Genomic DNA, 16,207 nt, shown 5'->3' on the forward strand with positions numbered 1-16,207 from the left:
CGCCATGAATTTCGATTTCTCCGACGAACAGAAGCAGATGCGCGACGAGGCGCGGAAGTTCCTCAGCGAACAGTGCCCGCCGAAGGCCGTGCGCGAGGTGCTCGACGGCAAGGCGCCTTACGACAAGGCGCTGTGGAAGGGCCTCGCCGAGATGGGCTTCCTCGGCGTCGCGATCCCGGAACAGTTCGGTGGCGCGGGTGCCGGCCATCTCGAGCTCTGCGTGATCGCGGAGGAAATGGGCCGCGCGCTGGCGCCGGTGCCGTTCTCCTCCACCGTCTATCTCGCCGCCGAAGCGATCCTGATCGCAGGGAGTGACGCGCAGAAGCAGAAGTGGCTGCCGAAGATCGCCGCGGGTGAAGCCATCGGCACGCTGGCGCTGTTCGAGGGCAAGGGCAACCCGTCGCCGAAGGCGATCAAGGTGACGGCCAATGGCGGCGCGCTCAACGGCGTCAAGAAGCCGGTGCCGGATGGTGCTATCGCCGATTTCGCCGTGGTCGCCGCGCGCACCGGCTCGAGCGGACGCGAGTCCGATATCTCCCTGTTCATCGTCGATCTCAAGGCCGGCGGCGTCGAGGTCAAGTCGCTCACCAATATCGACCTGACCCGCGGCCAGGCCGAATTCACCTTCAAGGATGCGAAGGCCGAGCCGCTCGGCGCGGCCAGCGAGGGCTGGGCGTCATCACCCAGGTGCTGGATCGCGCGGCCGTGTTGACTGCGTTCGAGCAGGTCGGCGGCGCCGACCGCGCGCTGGAGATGGGCCGCGACTATGCGCTTGATCGTATTGCCTTTGGCCGGCCGATCGGCTCGTTCCAGGCGGTCAAGCACATGCTGGCCGACATGTATGTGTCGGCGACGCTGGCGCGTTCAAATTGCTACTACGGCGCCTGGGCGCTCTCGACCAATGCCGGCGAATTGCCGGAAGCCGCCGCCGCTGCGCGCATCAGCGCGACGCAGGCGTTCCAGCACTGCGCCAAAAACAACATCCAGGTTCATGGCGGCATGGGCTTCACCTGGGAGTTCGACTGCCACATGTACTACCGCCGCGCCAATGCGGTGGCGCTCGGTCTCGGCAGCCTGTCCTATTGGGAAGACGCGCTGATCGACCGCATGCGCAAGAAGAACGCGGCGTAACGATACAATTCGTCATTCCGGGGCGCGCGTGGCGCGAACCCGGAATCCAGAGGTTGTGAATCGAGATTCCGGGTTCGATGCTGCGCATCGCCCCGGAATGACGGAAAGAAAGCCACCATGAATTTCGACGACACCCCACAGGAGGCCGCTTTCCGCGCCGAGGCGAAAGCCTGGATCGCGGCCAATGCGCCGAAGCAATATGAGGACGAGCTGCGCAAGGCCTCGCTCGGCCGTGTTGCGCTCAAGGGCGCCAACATCCTCGATGTCGCCAAGGCCTGGCAGAAGAAGAAGGCCGATGCCGGCTGGGCTTGCCTGCACTGGCCGAAGGAGTATGGCGGCCGCGGCTCGTCGCCGATCGAGCGCGTGATCTGGCAGCAGGAAGAGGGCCCGTTCGGCCGCCTCAGCTCGATGTTCATCATCGGCCACGGCATGTGCGGCCCGACCATGATGGCGTTCGCCGGCGAGGAGCAGAAGCGCAACTATCTGCCGCCGCTCGCCTCCGGCGAGAAGATCTGGTGCCAGCTGTTCTCGGAGCCGGCCGGCGGCTCCGACGTCGCCGGCTTGCGCACCCGCGCCGAGAAGCACGGCGACGAATGGGTGATCAACGGCCAGAAAATCTGGACCTCGGGCGCGCATTATTCCGACTACGGCATCTTGCTCACCCGCACCGACCCGACCGTGCCCAAGCACAAGGGCCTTACCATGTTCTTCCTGGACATGAAGAGCCCGGGCGTCGAAGTCAGGCCGATCAAGCAGGCGAGCGGCGCCTCCGACTTCAACGAGGTCTATTTCACCGACGTGCGCATTCCGGACTCGCAGCGGCTCGGCAATATCAATGACGGCTGGAACGTGTCGCTGACCACGCTGATGAACGAGCGGATGTCGATCGGCGCCGGCGTCGCCACCGGCTTCCCCGAGCTGTTCGACTTCTGCACCAGCCTGATGCTGGAGGACGGCCCCGCGATCGAGAATCGCGCGGTGCGCTCCAAGCTTGCGAACTGGGCGGTGAAGGCGAGCGGGCTGAAATACACCAGCATGCGCGCGATCTCGGCGCTGTCGAAGGGCGAGCGTCCGGGACCGGAGAATTCGATCGGCAAGCTGGTCGCCGGCTCGATGATCCAGGACGTCGCGACCTACGCGCTCGATCTGCAGGGCGCGGCCGGCGCGCTGAGCGGGATCGAGGATGCCGAGGTCGCCGGCAAATTCCAGGCGATGTTGCTGCGCGCGCCGGGCACCCGCGTCGAGGGTGGCACCGACGAGATCATGCGCAACATCATCGCCGAACGCGTGCTGGGCCTGCCCGGCGACATCAGGGTCGACAAGGACGTCCCCTTCAACAAGATCCCGACCAAGGGAAGAGCTTAACCGTCGTTCCGGGGCGGCGCGAAGCGGCGAACCCGGAACTCGAGCGACATAACTTCTAGATTCCCCGATGCGCAACCGCGCATCTGAGGTTCGCGCTGCGCGCGCCCCGGAATGACAAAGAAAAGGAGCCGCCATGAATTTCGATGACACGCCGCAGGAAGCCGAGTTCCGCGCCATCGCCCGCAACTGGATCGCGGCCAACGCGCCGAAGGAGTTCGAGGAGGAGCTCTCGAAGTCTTCGCTCGGCCGTATCAGGCTTGCGAAGCACGACATGGTCGAGGTCGGCAAGGCCTGGCAGAAGAAGAAGGCCGAGGGCGGCTGGGCCTGCCTGCACTGGCCGAAGGAATATGGCGGCCGCGGCGCCACCCCGATCGAGCGCGTGATCTGGCAGCAGGAAGAGGGCGTCTACGGCAAATTGACCCAGCCGTTCCAGATCGGCGAGGGCATGTGCGGCCCGACCGTGATGGCCTGGGGCAGCGAGGAGGCCAAGCGCCGCTATCTGCCGAAGCTCGCCTCCGGCGAGGAGATCTGGTGCCAGCTGTTCTCCGAGCCGTCGGCCGGCTCCGACGTCGCGGGGCTGCGCACCCGCGCCGAGAAGAAGGGCGACAATTGGGTCGTCAACGGCCAGAAGATCTGGACGTCAGGCGCGCATTACTCCGACTACGGCCTCCTGATCGCGCGCACCGATCCGAATGTCCCGAAGCACAAGGGCCTCACGATGTTCTTCCTCGACATGAAGAGCCCCGGCGTCGAGGTGCGGCCGATCAAGCAGGCCAACGGCATGCAGGAGTTCAACGAGGTCTATTTCACCGACGTCGTAATCCCGGACAGCCAGCGGTTAGGGGCGGTCGGCGAGGGCTGGAGCGTGTCGCTGACCACGCTGATGAACGAGCGCATGTCGATCGGCGCGCGGCTCGCCACCGGCGTGCCCGAGATGTTCGAGTTCTGCTCCAATTTGATGCTAGAGGACGGTCTTGCGATCGACGATCCGGCGGTGCGCTCCAGACTTGCGAGCTGGGCGGTGAAGGCGAGCGGGCTGAAATACACCAGCTACCGCGCCATCTCGGCGCTGTCGAAGGGCGAGCGACCGGGCCCGGAAAACTCGATCGGCAAGCTCGTCTCCGGCCTGATGCTGCAGGATATTGCGACCTATGCGATGGACCTCGAGGGTGCCGCGGGCAGTCTCACCGGCACCGATGAGGAGCAGGCCAACGGCCAGTTCCAGCAGATGCTGCTGTCGTCGCCCTCGATGCGCATCGCCGGCGGCACCGACGAGATCCTGCGCAACATCATCGCCGAGCGCGTGCTGGGCCTGCCCGGCGACATTCGCGTCGACAAGGATGTGCCCTACAACAAGATCCCGACCAAGGGGCGGGGTCGTTAGTCGTCATTCCGGGGCGATGCGAAGCATCGAACCCGGAATCTCGAGATTCCGGGTTCACGCTTCGCGTGCCCCGGAATGACGAAAAAAGAGGATATATCATGGACGCGAAGACACCGAACCCGCGCTACGCGACCGAGGACCGTATCGGCGCGCTCGAGGAATTGCTCAACGAGCGCTACTCGGTGCGCGCGTTCCAGCCGCGCGAGGTGCCGCGCGAGGTCATCGAGCACATTCTGTCGACCGCGCAGCGCACCGCATCCTGGTGCAACAGCCAGCCTTGGCAGGTGCTGATCGTCTCCGGCGAGGCCAAGGAGCGGTTTCGCAAGGCGATCTATGCCGAGGCGTCGCGCGGCCTCGGCGAGGATTACGACTTCACGCCGCCGCGCGAATATGTCGGCGTCTATCTGGAGCGCCGCCGCGAAAGCGGTTTCCAGCTCTACAACACGCTCGGCATCGCGCGCGGCGACAGGCCGGCCTACGCAAAACAGGCGCTGGAGAACTACAATTTCTTCGGTGCGCCGCACATTGCCGTGATCCACACCAATGAGCCGCTCGGCGTCTATGGTGCGATCGACTGCGGCGGCTATGTCTCGAATTTCATGCTGGCGGCGCAGGCGCTCGGGCTCGGCACCATCCCGCAGGCGGCGATCGCGCGCCATTCCGGGCTGATCCGTCGTCATTTCAACCTGGCCGACGATCGCCGGGTTGTCTGCGGTATCTCGTTCGGCTATGCGGATCATGCGCACAAGGTGAACGGCTACCGCACGTCGCGCGCGACCGTGGAAGACACTGTCACATTCGTCGATGTATAATTTCCTCAAGGCGGGAAGGTCGGTTCACCCTCCCGCCGAGGACAAGAAGAGCTACAAGAAGAAACGACAAGAACAACAATGGCGAATAACGCCTCCCTTACGCCGGCGGAGATCAGCTGGCAGCTGCACCGTCTGCCTGCACTCGAGCGCGACGCGTTCATCGCCGCGCATTACCTGGGACAGGGCGTTGCCTGGAAGACCCGCTTCTTCGACGCGATCGACTGGGGCGCGGGCTCGGTGCTGCAATTCAGCTTCCTGCAGCGCGGCTGGCATCGCCATTCGCGGCTCGACAATCCGATCTATGCCTATATCGACATCGAGCAACATCCGGAAACCCGCGGCCTGCGCCGCGGCCGGCGGATCGATCTTGAGGGCACGATCAAGGGCGTCGACTTCGTGACCGGGATTACGCTGACGCTGGAGCGGTTCGAGATCCTGCCGGTCAATTTTTTCGACCGCTTCGTGATCAGCTCTGACAGCCGCTACTAGCAAGCAGCAAACCGCAGACTCTGCTCCACCTCGCCCCGCGCGCGGGAGAGGTCGGAACGCATCGTTAGATGCGTTCCGGGTGAGGGGGAGTCTCAGCAAGCGCAGCTATCACCGTATGCGCGGAGACAGCCCCTCACCCCAACCCTCTCCCCGTAAGAACGGGGCGAGGGAGCGCACTGCTCCTGCGGCTCCATTCAACCCAATCTCATCGCGCTTTAGCGTCCCGCCACCGCGCGGCGGGCTGGCGCGTCGGCATAGCGCGCGGCCATCGCGCTCGTCAGCTCGGCCATCTTCTCGCGCAACTCTGGCGGCGCGACCACTTCGGCCTCGGCGCCGAGCCGCAGCAATTCGGTCGCCGCGTGCCACACCGTCTTGCCGACCGGCATGGTGGCGAGCAGCCAGCCGTCGGCGTCGGTGCCATCAGTGAGCCGCATCCGCGCCTTCACGTAAGGGTGGGCCAGCGCATCGAACAGTTTCAGCCCGAGCGGCGACAGCCGCACTGTGGCTTCGTTCGGATGCAGCTCGGCCTCGAGCCGCTCAATCGAGGCGTGCCAATAGGCGGCAAGATCGAAATCCTCCGGCCGCGTAAACGGCGTCTCCAGCGCCGTGCAATCCAGCACCCGCGCGACGCGGTAGGTGCGTACATTGCCGTCTACGAGGCCGGCGAGGTACCAGCTGCCGCCCTTCAGGACGAGGCCGAGCGGCGCCACGCGCCGCCGCTTCTCGGCTTTCCAGCTCTGGTAGCGGATCTCGAGCATGGTCTCGCGCAGCACGGCGCCAGCGATGGCGCGCAGATGCTTCGGCTCCTCGGTCTCGCCGAACCAGCCGGGCGCGTCGAGATGGAAGCGCTGCTGCATCCCTCGCGCGTTGGGCCGCAGGTTCTCCGGCAGCGCCGCCATCAGCTTGGTCTGCGCCGCCACCATCGCGGCATCAAGGCCGAGCGCGGCGGCGGGCCCCGGGAGACCGGCCATGAACAGCGCCTCGGCCTCGCCCTGCGACAGGCCGTTGAGCCGCACGCGATAGCCGTCGAGCAGGCGATAGCCGCCCTCGGCGCCACGGTCGGCGTAAACCGGAACGCCGGCGGCCGCGAGCGCGTCGATGTCGCGATAGATCGTGCGCACCGAGACCTCGCAGGCTTCCGCCAGCTCGGGCGCGGTGACCTGTCCCCGCGCCTGCAGGGTGGTGAGGATGGAAAACAGCCGGCTCGCGCGCATGGCCGGATCATACCTGACACAAGATGTCAGGTATAGGCGGACATAAGGGGGCCATGCCTCGACGGCGCAAGGAGACCTGCCATGACCATCACCACCGACCGCATCACGCTGTATTATTCGCCGCAGAGCCGCGCCACCGGCACCCGCGTGCTGCTGGAGGATCTCGGCGCGCCCTATGACCTGCACGTCCTCAACATGAAGGCCGGCGAGCAGCGCAAGGCCGCCTATCTCGCGATCAATCCGCTCGGCAAGGTGCCGGCGATCCGCCATGGTGACGCGCTGGTCACCGAGCAGGTCGCGATCTTCATCTATCTCGCCGATCTGTTTCCGCAGGCCGGCCTGACGCCGGCGCTGAACGATCCGCGCCGCGGCCCGTATCTGCGCTGGATCGCCTATTACGGCGCCTCGTTCGAGCCGGCCGTGATCGACCATTTCATGAAGCGCGAGCCGGCGCCGATCACGCAGTCGCCCTATGCCGATTACGACACCATGCTGGGCGCGCTGGAATCGCAGCTGGCAAAGGGGCCCTATCTGCTCGGCGAAGAAATCACGGCGGCCGACATCCTCTGGGGCATCGCGCTCTCTTGGACCATGATGTTCGGCATCGTGCCGAAAAGGGACGTGTTCGTCCGCTATGCCGAGCGCATCGCCGCGCGCCCGGCTTTCCAGCGGATATCGAAGGCCGATGACGAGATGGCGGCGCAGCATGCCGCGGCCGCCGGAGTGTGATACGGATCGAGCCGATGGCGAAAGTCCTGCACAGCACCAACTGCTTCAACACCCTGATCCGCGTCGCGGAGGACTGCCCGGCGCAGCGCGGCGAGGAGCCGCGGCTGCGCGGCGGCCAGCCGACGGTTGCCGTGCTGCAATACCGGATGATCGCGGGCGCGCCGTACAAATACACCTCTGACGACGTCGTGTTCGCGACGTCGGCGGCCGGCCGCGCGCTCGATGCGAAAGCGGCGAAGAAGGCGCGCAGCCTCGCCCGCGAGATGTTCTTCTCGCGCGGCCAGGCCTGCATGCGCGCCTCTCCGCTCGGGAAGCGTTTCGGCTGGGGTGTCCATGCCGACGCCGAGGGCCGCATCGCGCTCTACGCCGTTGACAGCAAGCGCTACCAGGCACTCGCCGCGGACCCCGACATCGCGCAGGTCCGCGCGATGCGGAGCAAGCGGGCGTAGCGGGTCCCAACGAGGATCGCGACGACTATCGGACCGTCATCCCCGCGCAAAGGCTTCGCCTTTGTCGCTGGAGGTGCGAGCGGAGCGAGCCTCGAAGGATGAATTGGCCACCAGCCGGGTCGTCGACCCTTCGAGACGCCGCTACGCGGCTCCTCAGGGTGACGGGATAAAGGAGCCGGGACGCCGACCTAAAACCTTGGCGCCCGCTTCTCGGCGAAGGCCTTGATGCCTTCCTTGATCTCGTCGCCGCGCATGCTCTCGCGGTGACGGGCATCGGCGGCGGCTTCATCGAGTGCGCCGCGGGCGAATTCGTTGATTGCGTGCTTCATGCCGGCCATTGCCTTTGGCGCATTGCCGGCCAGGATCGTCGCGAGCTTGTCGACCTCCTCGTCGAGCAGGTCGAGTGATACCATCGCGGTGAGATAGCCGATCCGCAGCATCTCGGGCGCCGATATCTTCTGCGCGGTCAGGAACAGCATCTTGGCATTGTCGACGCCGAGCCGCGTGACGTAGCGCTGGATGCCGCTCTTGTAATAGTGCAGCCCGAGCCGCGCCGCCGGCATGAACATCTCCGCGGTATCGACGCCGATGCGGAAGTCGCAGGCAAGCGCGAGGTCGGTCGAGCCGCCATAGACCCCGCCATTGAGCCGGCAGATCGTCGGCACGCTGAGATCCTCGAGGCGGTTGACCACGACCTCGAACGCCGAACCCGCGCTCTGTTGTTCGCTGGCGCTCACCGCGCGCTCGGCGACGGAGTTGAGGTCGTAGCCGGCGGAGAACGCGCGGCCGGTTCCGGTCAGCACCAGCACGCGGATCGCGGGATCGGCCTCGATCCGGTCGAACAATGTCAGCAGCTCGCCGAGATCCTCGGCCTGCAGGCGGTTGAGGTGCTTCGGCCGGTTGAGGCGGATCGTTGCGCGCGCGCCCGCGATTTCGAGCACGGGTCCGCTGGCGGTGTCGGCCGCGTCAGCCATCTTGGTCTCCATCATTATCGATTCTCACGTTCGCGCCGCTTGGCCTCGGCGTCGATGGTCTCGGCGAGATCGGGATGCCTTGCCATCAACAGGCGGAAATCGACCAGGTCAAGCACCAACAGCCTGGTCACCTTGCTGGTCGAGACACTGGCGCCGCGCTTGGCGTTGCCGAGCAATGCCATCTCGCCGAAGAACTCGCCTTCGCCAAGCTTCACCTTGCGCCCGGGCAGGTCGACCTCGACCTCGCCGGCGGCGACGAAATACATGCAGTCGCCATTGGTGTCCTTGCGGATGATCATGGTGCGCGGCGGCAGGTCCATGGTCCGCAGCATTTGGGTGACGTCGGCGATCGCGGCCGGGCCGAGATGCGCGAAGAACGGCACCTTGCTGACGGTCTCCCAGGTTCTCAAGAAATTGTCGCGACGGGTTTCGGCGGCAAAGCCGGTCGCCAGGATACCGGTCCACAGCCCGAACACGCCGAGGCCCGAGATCATCACCATGGCGGCGACCACGCGGCCGAGCGGGGTGATCGGCACCACGTCGCCGTAGCCGGTCGTGGTCAGCGTCACCACCGCCCACCACAGCGCCGCCGGCACGCTGCCGAAGGTCTGCGGCTGGACGTCCCGCTCCAGGAAATATTCCGCAACGGAGGCCAGGAACACCACCATCAGGAAGATCACGAGCACGCTGAGCAGCGGCCCGGATTCCACTACCAGCACGCGCCGGAGCTGGCGCAGGCCGGGAATGCCCGGCACCACCTTGAGCACCCAGAGCACGCCGAGCAGCCAGGCGGTTTTCGGCTCGACTCCGGACAGCAAGGCCACCGGCACGGCCAGCGCGCCGATCGCGTCGACCACGCCGGCGCTGGACAGCGCGTAGAACCAGAATTTGCCCTGCCGGCCCATGTGGCGCAGCCGCACCAGCCATTCGAATACGAAATAGGCAAGGCAGGCCCACAGCAGCGCATCCACCCAGCGCGGCGCCGCGTCATGGGCCGGCGCGACCGTCAGCAGCGTCATCATGGCGACACCGGCCACGACGGCGACATAGGCCGCCGTGGTCATGTCGCGGCCGGCGGTGGCGGAAACGAAGCGCGTCAAGGCCGGAAGGACGAGCCGCTTGGACATCGGAACGGAGCTTGCCTGTCGATGAATTGCCGGAATTGAGGCCCTGCGAACGGCAGAGCCGATGTCACAACGTGCCTCTCCCGGTTGAGGCCGTCAACGCGCAGGCCATGGCGGGATGCTCGCGGCGGAAGACCCATCAGTTGGACGAAAGGCCTAACCATGTTGGCCCGATTTTGCGCCCGTGAATGTGAGAAATCGGACAAAACGTCGCTTTTTCCCCGTATATCAGGGATGCTGGTTCGCCGATGCGACCTTGGCCGGAATGAAGCGACTAATAAGGCGATCTTATTCACTTCTTGAGAAATTGGTTGGTTTCCGATGGATACCTCACATCTCGCGGAGCACGCCGGCGCCGCCGGCAGTTTCTTCGCATCGATCTTCGTGGTTGCCACGCTGTCGATGCGGACCATGATCCCGTTGCGCGTCTTCGCCATCCTGACCAACATCATCCTGATCGCGACGGCCGTCCCGACCCACAATTACGCGACGCTGATCCTGCATGCCGTGCTGCTGCCGGTGAACACCTATCGGCTGCACCAGATGCTGCAACTGGTCCGCAACGTGAAGAAATCGGTCAACAGCGATCTGTCGATGGAATGGCTGAAGCCGTTCACGACGGAACGCAAATGCACCGCGGGCGAAGTCCTGTTCTACAAGGACGAGAAGGCCGACAGCATGTTCTACATTGTCAGTGGCCGCTTCCGCCTGGTCGAATCCGGCATCGAGCTGCCGGTCGGCGCCCTCGTCGGCGAGTTCGGCATGCTGTCGCCGTCGAACACGCGAACCCAGACGCTGGAGTGCGTCGAGACCGGCATGGTGCTGTCGGTGACCTATGACCAGGTCGAGCAGCTCTACGTCCAGAACCCGGCGTTCGGCTTCTACTTCCTGCGCCTCGCCAGCGCCCGCCTATTCCAGAATATCTCGACGCTCGAGCAGCAGCTCGCGCAGCACGCCACCCCACAGGTCGCGGGGCCCAAACCTGCATGAGCCCCGTGACGAGTTCTGGAGGCGCCGCAGTGGCGGATGACGACGGTCTCCTGGCTTCGCTCCGTTACCTCTTTGCCGATATCATCGGCGATGAGGACGAGGGGCCGCCGGTGCTGCCCGACGCCTGCCCGGACCATCTCGGGCCGGCCGTCATCAAGGCCATCGATCTGTTGATCGCCTATCAGAGCACGAGCTACGCCCAGCTATATATCGACCGGCTCAAGCGCTTCGTCGGCCGCCGCGGCGTTGACGACGCCCTGCTTGCCGAGATCGCCCGCCTGATGGCGGAGCGCATGGCCTATGAGGACGCGATCCGCATCGCGCAGCTCAAGCTTGGCGAAGTCAGTGCGGTGGGCGGCCTTGCGGCGCGCTCGGCCGACGACGTCAAGAAGTTTCGCCTTGACGAGTTGATCGACGCCCTGCCGGCGGTGGTCGCCGATCCGGTGCTCGGCGTGCTGGATCAATTCGGCTGGCGGCGTCGCCGGGTCTCGATCCGCTTCAGCGCCAACAACCGCTTCAGCGTTCGCCGGCTCAGGATCGAGGCGGGCCTGAAGCGCTGGCGGCTGTTCTCGGGACGCTATGCCAGGGAGCGCGTCTGGGTCGAGCGCTGGCTGCACATGATCGACCGCAGCCTGACCAAGCAGCCGGGCGCCGCCCCGGCGGTCGTGCAGACCGCGACCATGATCCAGGGTTACGGCGATCCCTACCGCCAGGGCATCGCGGACTGGCACGTGATCATCGACGGGCTCGCCAAGCCGGCCTTCGACGGCGTGCTCGTGCTCCCCGACCTTGCCGGCGCCATTGCGGAAGCGCGCGCAGCCACCATGCCCGATCCGCGGCAGGCAGCGCTGAAGCGCAAGATCGCGGAGATCCGCGCCCGGGCGCCGGCGGCGTCGTAAGAACCTTCGCCGTCATTGCGAGGAGCGAAGCGACGAAGCAATCCAGTTCCCCGCTTGCGGCGCTGTGGATTGCTTCGCTTCGCTCGCAATGCCGCGGGAATCTGCCGAAGCCATCTACCGCTTGATGTGCGGCGGCTCGTCGTAGCCGCGACGGCTGGAATAAAACAACAGGCCCATCAGGCCGATGCAGACCGCGGCCAGAAGCGCAACGCCGATCGTGAACACCACGATGCCGTAGGTCGGCACCGGAGCGTCCACAGTCAGGCCTTCATAGGCGTAGGCGCCGACGGCGGCCAAAAAGGCCAGCAGGCCGATGCTGATTGCAATGCGCATGCGTAGCTGCCTCTGCTGAGGGTCGAGGGCAACAGGCACCGGCGCCGGTTTTCACGCCGCGGCGGTAGCCTTGGCCAGCGCCTGCCGTCCGGCTTCGGTCAGCTCGGAAAGCGTCGTCCTGCCGCTCTTGGCGCATTTGATGATGTATCGGGCAACGCGGCGGCGGGTGTCATGTTCCTCGCCGTGAGGTGCGTCTGCGCAAACGCGATCGAGCGCAGCGTTCATGGCGAAGAGCGTGCGTGAGTCAAACCGTTCCTCGATCATCGCAGCTCTCCTTTGCGACTCGCGGCTACTTGCGGAACGTCAGCCATTCGCTGACTTCCATCACAGTCTCGGTCTGTCTGGCCTTCTTCATCAGCATTTCGCGTTCCCGTCCCGGCGGTAGCTTGCGTGCCGCAATGCGCGAATCTTCGGCGAATTTTTGCAAGCGGTTTTCGAACGATCCGGGAGGCCGCGACCTGTTGCGCTTCTTCTTGATCATGCCGTCTCCGAGCTGGAACCAGCAATACTAGGCTTGTTCCCCGGATGCCGTCGTTAACCCATGACATCGGTCGAATTGAAAAAACGCGCGCCGGAAATTGCGACCCAAAATCGCGACCTGAGATCGCGACCTGGGATCGCGAAGATCGCAGGAACGATCTTCGGCGCTCTGCGTAACACCCGTGCGTTCGCTGCTTTGCTCCCCGAAAGGCGGTGGACCACTCCGGTGACGGGCCTCGGCGAATTTGATCGCCGGGGCCCGCATGCCTTCAAGGGGCAGCCAAGGAAACAAGAAGGACATAAGCAATGGCACATTCCAATCAGGGTATCGTGAAAGACGACAAGGGGCAGGAGCAGCCGGCCGACAAGCAGCGCGCGCAGGCCGCGCACAAGACCGACCCGCGAAAGTCGAATGCGCGCGAAGCGACGCGTGATCCGAAATTGAACGATGCCGACAAGACGCCGGGATCCGGCATGACATCCGACGATCGCGGCGATCCTCCAACGGGCTGAACGGCGTTCCGCTCTGCAGCAATCGCGGCAATGCGGCAGGAACGATGACCCGGGCCGACTGTTGGCTTCGAGGGATCAATGGAGAACTGACATGGCGATGGACGAGAAGGAGGTCGGAAACCTGATCGGCAGCGACAAGGTCGAGGGCACCGCGGTCTATGGCTCCGACGAGCGCAAGATCGGCTCGATCGAACGGGTGATGATCGACAAGAAGAGCGGGCGGGTGTCTTACGCCGTGCTCGGCTTCGGCGGCATTCTCGGTCTCGGCAACGACCATTATCCGCTACCCTGGCAGTCGCTCAAATACGACACGAGGCTGGGCGGCTATGTCACCGGCGTCACCGAGAGCCAGCTGCGCGGCGCGCCGAAATACGGCAGCGAGCGCGAGTGGAATTGGTCCGATATCGGCACCACGCGCGCGGTCAACGACTACTACGGCGTGCCGTTCGTCTGAACGTCCCTTAGACGTCCCCCGGAGCCGGGGGACCGTATTTCACCGGTGGTACCCACCGGGAGCCGAGGTGTGCGTGATGCTCGGGGATGTAACCGTCGCATCCTTGGGACGTCTGTACACTAGTGAACATACGTCAATAGCTGTGCAAGGTAACATACGTAATTGAAGTCGGTCCTGCAGTTGCCCGATTAAACATGCGGGAGACCAATCGTTGGCGTCGCTAGTCCGGAAATTGGAGCAGTTTGCACGGCTTTCGCCGGTAGACCAGGTCCTTCTCAATCGCGCGTCTACCGAGCGCGTCCGCCATTTTGGTCCGCGGGTCGACATTGTCCGCGAGGGCGAGAAGCCGAAGGACGTCCATCTGATCCTGTCCGGCTGGGCCTATCGCTACAAGCAGCTCGAGGACGGCCGGCGCCAGATCGTGGCTTTCTTCCTGCCCGGCGACATTTGCGATGTGAACGTCTTCATCCTGCGCGAGATGGATCATTCGATCGGTACCGTCACGGCAGTGTCGATCGCCGACCTCTCCCGCGAATTCTTCGACAAGGTCGCGGCCGGACATCCGCGCATCGTGACCGCGTTCTGGTGGGAAACCCTGGTCAACGCGGCGATCCAGCGCGAATGGACCATGAGCCTCGGCCAGCGAACGGCGCTGGAGCGGATGGCCCATCTGCTGTGCGAGATCTGGCTCCGGCTGCGTGCCGCAGGCCTGACCCAGGGCGACAGCTGTGATTTCCCGCTGACACAGGGCGATCTCGCCGATGCCACCGGGCTCTCCAAGGTTCACGTCAACCGAACGCTGCAGGAATTGCGCGCCGGCGGCCTGATCGTACTCAAGGGAAAGACCCTGGTCGTCCCCAATCTCGAGCGGCTGATGCACGCCGGCCTGTTCAACCCGAACTACCTGCATATGGATCACGAGGGACGGCAGCTCGACGCCGCTGCGACGCCGACGGACGCGGCGGTCGGGTGATAAGCGCTGCGCTCCGGTGCATGTCGAGAGCGTGCCGATGTATGGTTCACCGGCCGTTCAACATACGCGGTGTCGTCCTGGGAAAGCCAGGACCCATTACCCCAAGTCTCAATTGTTGCGCGATGCTGGGGCCGCGATCCCGTTCATCAGCGAAAGCGGTGGTAATGGGTCCTGGCTTTCGCCAGGACGACAGTGGTGCATGCGGCGCGATCGCAGGGACGACAGTTGTATCTGTGGCGTGACCAACGGCTTGGTTTCACCCATTGGCCGCCTTCACCACCACGAGGTTCTCGTCCGGCGTCGCCGGGTGGCGCTTGAGGTGATCGCGGCGCAGTGCGATCTCGTCGCGGACCAATTCGTAGCCGAGCTTGAACGTGTCCATTCCGTCGCCGGAAACGGTGCCGTCGCGCAGGCCGGTCACCGCGCCGCGCAGGATCGCCTCGAGCTCGTCCTGCAATTCGTCGAGATGCTCGGCGCAAGTGGCGTGCTCGACGCGCTCGCCGATGTCGAGGATCCTGCCCGCCAGCTCGCTGGCCTTCTCCGGTGCGACGCGGGTGATCTTGGTGTAGATCGCGGCGAAGATCGAGCCGATGATGCTGAGCGCGGCGGCGCCGAGATACATCACGTCGCTGTAGCGATCCATGAACGACTTGGTATCGTCGTTGATGTATTCGGCGGCGCCCTGATGGGCGACGATGAAGGCGTCCTTGTCGGTCGCCGCCGGCTCGATCTTGGAGGCAAAGCCGTCGTCGAGCGCGAGCTCCGACTTGTTCTCATAGATGATGCGCGCGAGCTCGGCGGCTGTCGTCGTGGACATCGAGGATTGCGCGACCAGCAGCCATTCCAGCCCGATGGTGTCGACCTCGTCATCGGGGATCGCCGGCGAGGACGACAGCATGCCGGTCGAGACCGTCTCCTCCGAAATCGCCGGGTATTTGCGCGCCAGCGCCTTGGCCGCGTCGATCGCATTCAGCGTGAAGCCGCCGGGGCGCTTGGCATATTGCTCGTAGGTCTTGTCCTTCACGATCTTCGAAGCATGCTCGATCGCGATCACGGCGGCAAAGCCGGAGGCGAACAGCTTGTCGAAAGGTGTGTTCGGCGGCGCCTGCTGTACCCGCTGCGCCGCGTCGGGGCTGTCCGCAATCTCGAGCGCGCTGCGGACGAAATTGACGCTGTTCTCGCCGTCGCCGACGACCGCGATCCGCTTCTTCTTGAGCTCGCTCAGCGACTTGATCTTCTTGCCGCCGGGGCTGAGCACCAGCACCACGTCATGCTCGAGGATCGCGATGGCGCGGGCACGCGGCGGCACCCTTGCGTCGGTGCGCAGGATGGCAAGCGAGGCGTCGCGGCGATCGAATTGCGCCAGCGCCTTGGCGTTGTCGGGGTTCGGCGCGATCTTCAGCCGCAGCCGCGACGAATTGTTCTTCAGCACGATGGCGAGCTTGGCGGCGAATTTCGCCTCCGGGCCCTTGGCATCGCCGACCGCGAACACCAGCGTTTCGGAATTGCGCAGCCAGAGCCGGCCGCCGATCACGGTGACCGCGCTCAGGAGCAGCGTCAGCAGGGTGAAGACGATGATCTGCGCGCGGTTGGTCTTGACGACCGGTTTGGCGACCGGTGGGCGCGGCGGCATCGGCGCAGGCGAGGGGGCTTCGGCACTCATGGCTGATTACCTGGCTCATCACCCGTCCGGGACGGCCCGTTGCCGCGACCCGATCGGCGCGGCGCTGCCCGGTGAATCCGTAAATGGCTATAAAAGAAAGAAAATTTCCTATGTTGCCGACGATATACCTCCCCGGGGGAATGCAAACCGGCCGCCGGCCGTAACCTTAATCTCGTCCGGCCTGCGCCGCGATGCCACATGACCATTGCCACTATCGACGGTCGGACCGAG

General features: G+C 65.0%; 19 protein-coding genes and 1 pseudogene. 13 read left to right on the top strand and 7 right to left on the bottom strand.

Annotated elements, in window-relative coordinates; all coding sequences use genetic code 11:
- Nucleotides 1–4: 4 nt before the first annotated feature.
- The 5 genes and pseudogenes from ACSKB9_RS27380 (at nt 5) to ACSKB9_RS27400 (ending at nt 5,181) form a co-directional block, all read left to right on the top strand.
- Nucleotides 5–1,131, top strand: a pseudogene (locus tag ACSKB9_RS27380) (acyl-CoA dehydrogenase family protein).
- 117 nt (nt 1,132–1,248) lie between these two features.
- Complete coding sequence (locus ACSKB9_RS27385; RefSeq protein ID WP_438077009.1) at nt 1,249–2,496, top strand: acyl-CoA dehydrogenase; 1,248 nt, start codon at nt 1,249–1,251, stop codon at nt 2,494–2,496.
- 133 nt (nt 2,497–2,629) lie between these two features.
- Nucleotides 2,630–3,880 carry an acyl-CoA dehydrogenase gene (locus tag ACSKB9_RS27390; RefSeq protein WP_438077010.1) on the top strand — a complete coding sequence of 417 codons (1,251 nt, stop codon included), beginning with the start codon at nt 2,630–2,632 and terminating at the stop codon, nt 3,878–3,880.
- A 98-nt stretch (nt 3,881–3,978) separates the two neighbouring features.
- Nucleotides 3,979–4,692, top strand: coding sequence for a nitroreductase (locus ACSKB9_RS27395; RefSeq protein ID WP_438077012.1), 714 nt, complete (start codon nt 3,979–3,981; stop codon nt 4,690–4,692).
- A gap of 78 nt (nt 4,693–4,770) precedes the next feature.
- Nucleotides 4,771–5,181, top strand: coding sequence for a hypothetical protein (locus ACSKB9_RS27400; protein WP_057016276.1), 411 nt, complete (start codon nt 4,771–4,773; stop codon nt 5,179–5,181).
- A 215-nt stretch (nt 5,182–5,396) separates the two neighbouring features.
- Here ACSKB9_RS27400 and ACSKB9_RS27405 read toward each other — a convergent pair whose 3' ends face one another.
- A complete protein-coding gene (locus ACSKB9_RS27405; RefSeq protein WP_438077014.1) occupies nt 5,397–6,395 on the bottom strand; it encodes a helix-turn-helix transcriptional regulator in 999 nt (332 codons plus the stop codon).
- Between the two features lie 81 nt (nt 6,396–6,476).
- Here ACSKB9_RS27405 and ACSKB9_RS27410 point away from each other — a divergent pair, with 81 nt between their 5' ends.
- Both ACSKB9_RS27410 and ACSKB9_RS27415 read left to right on the top strand, forming a co-directional pair.
- Nucleotides 6,477–7,124, top strand: coding sequence for a glutathione S-transferase family protein (locus tag ACSKB9_RS27410; RefSeq protein ID WP_438077016.1), 648 nt, complete (start codon nt 6,477–6,479; stop codon nt 7,122–7,124).
- Nucleotides 7,125–7,138: 14 nt separating this feature from the next.
- Nucleotides 7,139–7,573 (top strand): DUF6157 family protein, encoded by a 435-nt coding sequence (locus ACSKB9_RS27415; protein WP_438077018.1) that lies wholly within the window; start codon nt 7,139–7,141, stop codon nt 7,571–7,573.
- Nucleotides 7,574–7,761: 188 nt separating this feature from the next.
- Here ACSKB9_RS27415 and ACSKB9_RS27420 read toward each other — a convergent pair whose 3' ends face one another.
- The gene (locus ACSKB9_RS27420; protein WP_438077020.1) at nt 7,762–8,547 is read right to left on the bottom strand and encodes an enoyl-CoA hydratase/isomerase family protein; all 786 of its coding nucleotides are present in this window, start codon (nt 8,545–8,547) and stop codon (nt 7,762–7,764) included.
- Between the two features lie 14 nt (nt 8,548–8,561).
- Nucleotides 8,562–9,674, bottom strand: coding sequence for a cyclic nucleotide-gated ion channel (locus tag ACSKB9_RS27425; protein WP_438077022.1), 1,113 nt, complete (start codon nt 9,672–9,674; stop codon nt 8,562–8,564).
- 318 nt (nt 9,675–9,992) lie between these two features.
- Between ACSKB9_RS27425 and ACSKB9_RS27430 the strand changes: the two genes are divergently transcribed.
- Nucleotides 9,993–10,661, top strand: a complete 669-nt coding sequence (locus tag ACSKB9_RS27430; RefSeq protein ID WP_438077024.1) for a Crp/Fnr family transcriptional regulator — start codon at nt 9,993–9,995, stop codon at nt 10,659–10,661.
- Between the two features lie 29 nt (nt 10,662–10,690).
- Nucleotides 10,691–11,560: a DUF6537 domain-containing protein gene (locus ACSKB9_RS27435; protein WP_438077026.1), complete on the top strand. Its 870-nt coding sequence runs from the start codon at nt 10,691–10,693 to the stop codon at nt 11,558–11,560.
- Nucleotides 11,561–11,674: 114 nt separating this feature from the next.
- Here the strand turns inward: ACSKB9_RS27435 and ACSKB9_RS27440 are convergent, their stop codons facing one another.
- From ACSKB9_RS27440 to ACSKB9_RS27450, 3 genes are read right to left on the bottom strand one after another with little or no spacing between them, the layout of a single operon-like run.
- The gene (locus tag ACSKB9_RS27440) at nt 11,675–11,893 is read right to left on the bottom strand and encodes a hypothetical protein (RefSeq protein ID WP_438077028.1); all 219 of its coding nucleotides are present in this window, start codon (nt 11,891–11,893) and stop codon (nt 11,675–11,677) included.
- A 51-nt stretch (nt 11,894–11,944) separates the two neighbouring features.
- Nucleotides 11,945–12,157: a hypothetical protein gene (locus tag ACSKB9_RS27445; protein ID WP_438077030.1), complete on the bottom strand. Its 213-nt coding sequence runs from the start codon at nt 12,155–12,157 to the stop codon at nt 11,945–11,947.
- Nucleotides 12,158–12,182: 25 nt separating this feature from the next.
- Complete coding sequence (locus tag ACSKB9_RS27450) at nt 12,183–12,374, bottom strand: hypothetical protein (RefSeq protein WP_016847464.1); 192 nt, start codon at nt 12,372–12,374, stop codon at nt 12,183–12,185.
- Between the two features lie 305 nt (nt 12,375–12,679).
- Between ACSKB9_RS27450 and ACSKB9_RS27455 the strand changes: the two genes are divergently transcribed.
- The 3 genes from ACSKB9_RS27455 to ACSKB9_RS27465 all read left to right on the top strand — a co-directional run bounded on the left by ACSKB9_RS27455 (nt 12,680) and on the right by ACSKB9_RS27465 (nt 14,313).
- On the top strand, nt 12,680–12,886 hold the full coding sequence (locus ACSKB9_RS27455) for a hypothetical protein (protein ID WP_057016269.1): 207 nt from the start codon (nt 12,680–12,682) through the stop codon (nt 12,884–12,886).
- A gap of 91 nt (nt 12,887–12,977) precedes the next feature.
- Complete coding sequence (locus tag ACSKB9_RS27460) at nt 12,978–13,340, top strand: PRC-barrel domain-containing protein (RefSeq protein ID WP_016847466.1); 363 nt, start codon at nt 12,978–12,980, stop codon at nt 13,338–13,340.
- Between the two features lie 211 nt (nt 13,341–13,551).
- Entirely contained in the window at nt 13,552–14,313 is a 762-nt protein-coding gene (locus tag ACSKB9_RS27465; protein WP_076832525.1) for a Crp/Fnr family transcriptional regulator, read from the top strand.
- Between the two features lie 256 nt (nt 14,314–14,569).
- Here ACSKB9_RS27465 and ACSKB9_RS27470 read toward each other — a convergent pair whose 3' ends face one another.
- Nucleotides 14,570–15,976: a TAXI family TRAP transporter solute-binding subunit gene (locus tag ACSKB9_RS27470; protein WP_438077033.1), complete on the bottom strand. Its 1,407-nt coding sequence runs from the start codon at nt 15,974–15,976 to the stop codon at nt 14,570–14,572.
- On the opposite strand from ACSKB9_RS27470, the gene ACSKB9_RS27475 reads away from it, so the two are divergent.
- Nucleotides 15,975–16,178: a hypothetical protein gene (locus ACSKB9_RS27475; RefSeq protein WP_438077035.1), complete on the top strand. Its 204-nt coding sequence runs from the start codon at nt 15,975–15,977 to the stop codon at nt 16,176–16,178. The two genes, ACSKB9_RS27470 and ACSKB9_RS27475, sit on opposite strands and share 2 nt — an antisense overlap.
- Nucleotides 16,179–16,207 lie beyond the last annotated feature (29 nt).

This window comes from Bradyrhizobium sp. BR 1433 (assembly GCF_051547665.1).
In the GTDB taxonomy this organism is placed as follows: Bacteria; Pseudomonadota; Alphaproteobacteria; order Rhizobiales; family Xanthobacteraceae; genus Bradyrhizobium; species Bradyrhizobium australafricanum.

Excerpts from the sequence above, each read along its gene's own strand:
- ACSKB9_RS27385 (WP_438077009.1), top strand. The coding sequence starts at position 1,249 with ATGAATTTCGACGACACCCCACAGGAGGCCGCTTTCCGCGCCGAGGCG.
- ACSKB9_RS27390 (WP_438077010.1), top strand. The coding sequence starts at position 2,630 with ATGAATTTCGATGACACGCCGCAGGAAGCCGAGTTCCGCGCCATCGCC.
- ACSKB9_RS27395 (WP_438077012.1), top strand. The coding sequence starts at position 3,979 with ATGGACGCGAAGACACCGAACCCGCGCTACGCGACCGAGGACCGTATC.
- ACSKB9_RS27400 (WP_057016276.1), top strand. The coding sequence starts at position 4,771 with ATGGCGAATAACGCCTCCCTTACGCCGGCGGAGATCAGCTGGCAGCTG.
- ACSKB9_RS27405 (WP_438077014.1), bottom strand. The coding sequence starts at position 6,395 with ATGCGCGCGAGCCGGCTGTTTTCCATCCTCACCACCCTGCAGGCGCGG.
- ACSKB9_RS27410 (WP_438077016.1), top strand. The coding sequence starts at position 6,477 with ATGACCATCACCACCGACCGCATCACGCTGTATTATTCGCCGCAGAGC.
- ACSKB9_RS27415 (WP_438077018.1), top strand. The coding sequence starts at position 7,139 with ATGGCGAAAGTCCTGCACAGCACCAACTGCTTCAACACCCTGATCCGC.
- ACSKB9_RS27420 (WP_438077020.1), bottom strand. The coding sequence starts at position 8,547 with ATGGCTGACGCGGCCGACACCGCCAGCGGACCCGTGCTCGAAATCGCG.
- ACSKB9_RS27425 (WP_438077022.1), bottom strand. The coding sequence starts at position 9,674 with ATGTCCAAGCGGCTCGTCCTTCCGGCCTTGACGCGCTTCGTTTCCGCC.
- ACSKB9_RS27430 (WP_438077024.1), top strand. The coding sequence starts at position 9,993 with ATGGATACCTCACATCTCGCGGAGCACGCCGGCGCCGCCGGCAGTTTC.
- ACSKB9_RS27440 (WP_438077028.1), bottom strand. The coding sequence starts at position 11,893 with ATGCGCATTGCAATCAGCATCGGCCTGCTGGCCTTTTTGGCCGCCGTC.
- ACSKB9_RS27445 (WP_438077030.1), bottom strand. The coding sequence starts at position 12,157 with ATGATCGAGGAACGGTTTGACTCACGCACGCTCTTCGCCATGAACGCT.
- ACSKB9_RS27450 (WP_016847464.1), bottom strand. The coding sequence starts at position 12,374 with ATGATCAAGAAGAAGCGCAACAGGTCGCGGCCTCCCGGATCGTTCGAA.
- ACSKB9_RS27455 (WP_057016269.1), top strand. The coding sequence starts at position 12,680 with ATGGCACATTCCAATCAGGGTATCGTGAAAGACGACAAGGGGCAGGAG.
- ACSKB9_RS27460 (WP_016847466.1), top strand. The coding sequence starts at position 12,978 with ATGGCGATGGACGAGAAGGAGGTCGGAAACCTGATCGGCAGCGACAAG.
- ACSKB9_RS27475 (WP_438077035.1), top strand. The coding sequence starts at position 15,975 with ATGGCTGATTACCTGGCTCATCACCCGTCCGGGACGGCCCGTTGCCGC.
- ACSKB9_RS27470 (WP_438077033.1), bottom strand. The coding sequence starts at position 15,976 with ATGAGTGCCGAAGCCCCCTCGCCTGCGCCGATGCCGCCGCGCCCACCG.